This is a genomic window from Streptomyces sp. NPDC054847 (assembly GCF_053610925.1).
This window is the reverse complement of record NZ_JBSGZJ010000439.1, coordinates 1-5,970: the sequence shown is the minus strand read 5'-3', so window position 1 is coordinate 5,970 and position 5,970 is coordinate 1. Positions and strand designations below refer to the sequence as shown.

The 5,970-nt window shown below is 70.6% G+C and carries 4 protein-coding genes; all 4 read right to left on the bottom strand.

Annotated features, from left to right (window positions below):
- Window positions 1-2,661: type I DNA topoisomerase (gene topA / locus ACWGH4_RS29455; protein ID WP_453466284.1), on the bottom strand; the 2,661-nt coding region annotated here is incomplete at its 3' end.
- Between the two features lie 224 nt (window positions 2,662-2,885).
- Window positions 2,886-3,083: a hypothetical protein gene (locus ACWGH4_RS29450; protein ID WP_159689215.1), complete on the bottom strand. Its 198-nt coding sequence runs from the start codon at window positions 3,081-3,083 to the stop codon at window positions 2,886-2,888.
- Between the two features lie 340 nt (window positions 3,084-3,423).
- Entirely contained in the window at window positions 3,424-4,923 is a 1,500-nt protein-coding gene (locus ACWGH4_RS29445) for a DUF7059 domain-containing protein (protein WP_453466282.1), read from the bottom strand.
- Between the two features lie 267 nt (window positions 4,924-5,190).
- The gene (locus tag ACWGH4_RS29440; RefSeq protein ID WP_453466280.1) at window positions 5,191-5,778 is read right to left on the bottom strand and encodes a small secreted protein; all 588 of its coding nucleotides are present in this window, start codon (window positions 5,776-5,778) and stop codon (window positions 5,191-5,193) included.
- Window positions 5,779-5,970 lie beyond the last annotated feature (192 nt).

The following is a 5,970-nucleotide window of genomic DNA, read 5'->3' as shown; positions in this document are numbered from 1 at the left end:
CTTGGCGGGCCCCTTCGCCCGCTTCTCGGCGAGCAGCTCGTATCCGCGTTCCGGAGTGATGTCCTCGACGCTGTCGCCGGTCCGCAGGGTGGCGTTCGTCTCGCCGTCCGTCACGTACGGGCCGAACCGGCCGTCCTTGACGACCACCGGACGCTCGCTGACCGGGTCGGTGCCCAGTTCCTTCAGCGGCGGCTTGGCGGCGGCCCGGCCACGCTGCTTCGGCTGGGCGTAGATCGCCAGTGCCTCTTCCAGCGTGATGGAGAAGAGCTGTTCCTCATTCTCGAGGGAGCGCGAGTCGGTGCCCTTCTTCAGATACGGGCCGTAGCGGCCGTTCTGCGCGGTGATCTCGACACCCTCGGCGTCGGTGCCCACCACCCGCGGCAGGGACATCAGCTTCAGGGCGTCCTCGAGGGTCACCGTGTCCAGGGACATGCTCTTGAAGAGCGAGGCGGTCCGCGGCTTGACCGCGTTCTTGCCCGTCTTCGGCGTGCCCTCGGGCAGGACCTCGGTCACGTACGGGCCGTAGCGCCCGTCCCTGGCGATGATCTGGTGACCGGTGGCCGGGTCGGTGCCCAGTTCGAAGTCACCGCTCGGCTTGGCGAGCAGTTCCTCCGCGTACTCGACGGTGAGTTCGTCGGGTGCGAGGTCCTCGGGGACGTCGGCGCGCTGGTGGCCCTCCGCCTCCTTCTCGCCGCGCTCGACGTACGGCCCGTACCGGCCGACGCGCAGCTTGATGTCGTTGCCGACGGGGAAGCTGGAGATCTCCCGGGCGTCGATCGCGCCGAGGTCGGTGACCAGTTCCTTGAGGCCGCCGAGATGGTCGCCGTCGCCGTTGCCCGCCTCGGAGGCGGCGCCGGCGGCGTCGCCCTCGCCGAAGTAGAAGCGCCTCAGCCACGGCACGGCCTGGGCCTCGCCGCGCGCGATGCGGTCGAGGTCGTCCTCCATCCTCGCGGTGAAGTCGTAGTCGACGAGTCGGCCGAAGTGCTTCTCCAGCAGGTTGACCACGGCGAAGGAGAGGAACGAGGGGACGAGGGCCGTCCCCTTCTTGAAGACGTAGCCGCGGTCGAGGATGGTGCCGATGATCGAGGCGTAGGTCGACGGGCGGCCGATCTCGCGCTCTTCCAGCTCCTTGACGAGGGACGCCTCGGTGTAGCGGGCCGGCGGCTTGGTGGCGTGACCGTCGACCGAGATCTCCTCGGACGACAGGGCGTCGCCCTCCGCGACCTGCGGCAGGCGCCGCTCGCGGTCGTCGAGCTCCGCGTTCGGGTCGTCGGCGCCCTCGACGTAGGCCTTCATGAAGCCGTGGAACGTGATCGTCTTGCCGGACGCGCTGAACTCGGCGTCACGGCCGTCCGAACCCCGGCCACCGATCTTCACGGTGACGGAGTTACCGACCGCGTCCTTCATCTGAGAGGCGACGGTCCGCTTCCAGATCAGCTCGTAGAGCTTGAACTGGTCACCGGTCAGGCCGGTCTCCGCGGGGGTGCGGAAACGATCACCCGACGGGCGGATCGCCTCGTGCGCCTCCTGCGCGTTCTTCACCTTGCCGGCGTACACGCGCGGCTTCTCCGGCAGGTAGTCGGCGCCGTACAGCTGCGTCACCTGTGCACGGGCCGCGGCGACGGCCGTCTCGGACAGCGTCGTGGAGTCCGTACGCATGTAGGTGATGAAGCCGTTCTCGTACAGCTTCTGCGCGACCTGCATGGTCGCCTTCGCCCCGAAGCCGAGCTTCCGGGACGCCTCCTGCTGGAGCGTCGTCGTACGGAACGGTGCGTACGGCGAGCGGCGGTACGGCTTGGACTCGACCGAGCGCACCGCGAACGACGCGCCTTCGAGGGCCGCCGCGAGGGAGCGGGCGTTCGCCTCGTCCAGGTGCAGCACCTGGGCGGACTTGAGCCGGCCGTCGGAACCGAAGTCGCGGCCCTGCGCGACACGCTGCCCGTCGACGGTGTTCAGGCGGGCGGTGAGCGTGGACGGGTCGGACGGGTCACCGGCCCGGCCGGTGGAGAACGTGCCGGTCAGGTCCCAGTACTCGGCGGAACGGAAGGCGATCCGCTCGCGCTCCCGCTCGACGACGAGCCGGGTCGCCACCGACTGGACGCGCCCGGCGGACAGCCGGGGCATGACCTTCTTCCACAGGACCGGCGAGACCTCGTAGCCGTAGAGGCGGTCGAGGATGCGGCGGGTCTCCTGGGCGTCGACCATGCGCTTGTTCAGCTCGCGCGGATTGGCGACGGCGTCCCGGATCGCTTCCTTGGTGATCTCGTGGAAGACCATCCGGTGGACCGGGACCTTGGGCTTGAGAACCTCGAGGAGGTGCCACGCGATGGCCTCGCCCTCGCGGTCCTCATCGGTGGCGAGGAAGAGCTCGTCGGATTCGGCGAGCTGCTCCTTGAGCTTCCTGACCTGGGCCTTCTTGTCGGCATTGACGACATAGATGGGCTGGAAGTCATGTTCGACGTCGACGCCGAGCCGCCGCACCTCGCCGGTGTACTTCTCCGGCACCTCTGCGGCACCGTTCGGCAGGTCGCGGATGTGCCCGACGCTCGCCTCGACGACATAGCCAGGGCCGAGGTAGCCCTTGATCGTCTTCGCCTTGGCAGGCGACTCGACGATCACAAGTCGGCGGCCGCCGTGTGCGGTCTCGCTGGTCGGGGACAACTTCGCTCTTCTCTCCGGTCGACGCTCGATGGGCGCTCACGGCGGGTGCGGCACGTGGTCCTGTGCCTGGTCGCACTGCTGTGACGCTGCTGTCGCTGCGGAGTGTGACGGTACAACCCGCCCCCGTGTCAAACGGCAAAAGCCCGCAACGGCCACTCGAACGGTAACCCGAGTCCAACTGTTCATGCCGCCCGGACCCGGCACGTCGTCTTCCGGGAGCCGGGTCAGAGACGGCCGAAGCACCACACGGCGAGAGTGAGGAACACCGCACCGAACAGCATCCCGAAGGTCACGCCCGTGGCCGTGGTCACTCCATGTGCGACGGGCCGGCGGTGCAGCGCGCGCATCCCCGTCCACAGCAGCAGTGCGGCCCCGAACAGCGCGAATGCCGTTCCGGCGAAGATCGCTGGCCCGCTCTCCATGCCCGTACCCGGTCCTTTCCTGACGCCGAGGTCCCTGTGCAGGGCGAGGCTCGCACCCCAGGGCGTCGCAGGCACGAACTCCGGGTGAACGCCACGTGGGGTTCACCCGCCCGGTCGCGGTCGAAGTCACACGGCGGGCGGGGGCGAAGTCACAGGAAATGGGACCGCAAACCGAACCTTGGCCGGATTTCCCTGTCGATTTCCGCCACCACGAGCCGCCGGAGCCGGGACCGGGTACGGGACCGGGAACCGGCAGCGGCCGGGAAGCGGGACCGGCAGCGGCCGGGACGGGGGACCCGGGACGGGGCCGGAAGCGGCCGGTCCGCCGCACGGTGCGGCGTCACCGCGGGACGGGCTCCAGGAAACCTTCCTCGATCAGCAGCCGCAGTGCCTGCGGAGTGCGGTCGCGCAGCAGGACCGGATCCTCGCCGAGCAGCTGGGCGATGGCGTCGAGGATCTGCCCGGCACTCAGGCTGCCGTCGCACGCGCCCGCGAAACCGGCGCCGACAGTGTCGACCTTGGTGGCACGGCGCATGCCCCGGTTCTGGCGCAGCACCACGTGTTCCGGGTCCTCCGCGCCCGGCATCCCGACCTGCTCCTGCATGATCTCTTCGGCCAGAACGAAGTGATCGGCGAGCAGCGCGGCATCGTTATGCGCACGCAGATAGTCCTGCCGGGCGAAGTGCGCGCGCACCGTGTCGCCGAGCGGCTGCTCGACGGGGTGCGGCCACTCCTCCGTGACGATCGAGGGGCGTTCGGCGCCGGACTTCCGCAAGGTGATCCAGCCGAAGCCGACCGACTTCGTGCGTCGGGCCTCGAACTCGTCGAGCCACGCGTCGTAGCGCGCGGCATACCGGGCCGGGTCGGGGCGGTGGTCCCCGCTGTCGCGCAGCCAGAGCTCCACGTACTGCGTCACGTCCTGCACCTCGCGCTGCACGATCCACGCGTCGCAGCCCGGCGGCACCCAGGAGCGCAGCCGGTCCTGCCAGTCCTCCCCTGCCACGTGCTGCCAGTTGGCGAGGAACTGGGCGTGACCGCCGTCGTTGAGCCTGTCCCCCGCCTGCTGAACGAGAGAGCGGCACAGATCGTCCCCGCCCATCCCGCCGTCCCGGTAGGTCAGCCGGGCACCGGGAGAGATGACGAACGGGGGATTCGACACGATCAGGTCGTACGTGTCGGAGCCGACCGGCTCGAACAGCGAGCCCTCGCGCAGGTCGGCCTCCCGCGCGCCGGACAGGGCGAGCGTGAGCCGGGTGAAGTGCAGGGCCCGGGGGTTGAGATCGGTGGCCGTCACCCGCGTCGCGTGCTGGGCGGCGTGCAGCGCCTGGATGCCGGAACCGGTTCCCAGGTCCAGCGCGGCCGCGACGGGCGTGCGGATCGTGATGCCCGCGAGCGTGGTGGACGCGCCGCCGACGCCGAGGACCACTCCCTCGCCCTGGCCGCTCGCCCCGCCCGCCCCGCCGACCGCGCAGCCGAGGTCGGAGACGATGAACCAGTCCTGCCCCTCCGGCCCGCCGTACGGACGGACGTCCACGGTGGCCTGTACCTCGTCGCCGTCGCGCGACACCCAGCCGTCGGCGAGGCACTCGTCGAGCGGGAGCGCCTTGCGGGCCTGCTCGTGGGGCACGGCGCACTGGAGCAGGAACAGCCGGACGAGCGTCTCCAGGACACCCGCCCCGCGCGTGGCGCGCAGGGCGGGCACGGTCTCGCTGCGGGCGAGCGCCGCGTAGGCGGGCGCGCCGAGCAGGTCGAGCAGCCCGTCGGCCGTGAAGGCGGCGGAGAGGAGCGCTTCACGCAGCCGGGGCGCGTGGTCGGGCACGGGGAGGCTTGTCGTACTCACCCGCCCATTGTGGCCGCCGCGAAGGACGACCGCCGCGCGGCCCGGCGTCCCATTCGGACCGCTGCCCTCCGCCGAACCCCCGGCTCCCGTCGCACACCGACGGCGATCCCGCCGTGCCGACACCGCCCGTCGGACCGAAGACATCCACCGGCCCGCCGCCGCGCCGGAGGGGCGGGCGCGTCACATCACGGCACCGGGGACGACCCACAACCTGTCCGACGTCGCGCCGGACGGGCGGGCGCCGTTGAGCCACGGCGCCGGGACGGCCTACGCCTTGCCCGACGACGCCGACGCGCCGCCTGCGGGACTCGACGTGTCGGCCCGCTGGCAGCCGGGCTGCTTCGCCATGGCCGTGCCCAGCTCCCCGGACTGCAGCTTCGCCAGCGCCGCTTGGTCCATGCGCTCGATCTTCTTCAGCCCGTCCGCGACGGTTTGCAGGCCGTCCGCGAACTTCTGCTGGTTCTTCGGGTCGAGTTCGTCGACCTTCTTCTTCAGGTCGAGGTAGGCGGCGGCGGTGGCGTCGAGCTCCTTCACCGCGTCCTGCTGGAGCTTCTCGCCGTTCTCGACCGGGGGGACGCCGGCGTCCCTGACCGCCTTGGCGAGCGCCTTGTCCGCAGCCGCGATGTCCGCGAACGCCTTGGAGTCGGCAGCCTGGATGTCCGCGGGCTTACCGTCCGCAGCCGTCGAGATGATGGCCTGCTGTGCGTCGGCCCTCTTCTTGATCTGCGGCTGTGCCTGGTCGCAGACGTCCTTCGCCCAGGCGTTCACCTTTTCTTCGCTGTCGTCGCCGCAGCCGGACAGCGCCAGTACCAGTACCGCGCCGCCGGACAGGGCGGCCGCAAGCTTCTTGTTCACCGGATTGGTCCCTTCCAAGGCCTCTCGGCCCCGGAACATACACGCCAACTGGGCGACAACCGCGTGTCGTGCGCCCGCTTTGTTACCTATTGAAGCCATTTGCACCAAGAGAGACAAGGCTCACCCTGAGCGGTGATTCCACACACGGACGGGCGGGCGCCGGGTGCCGGGCCCCGCCGGGCGGTCCTGCTG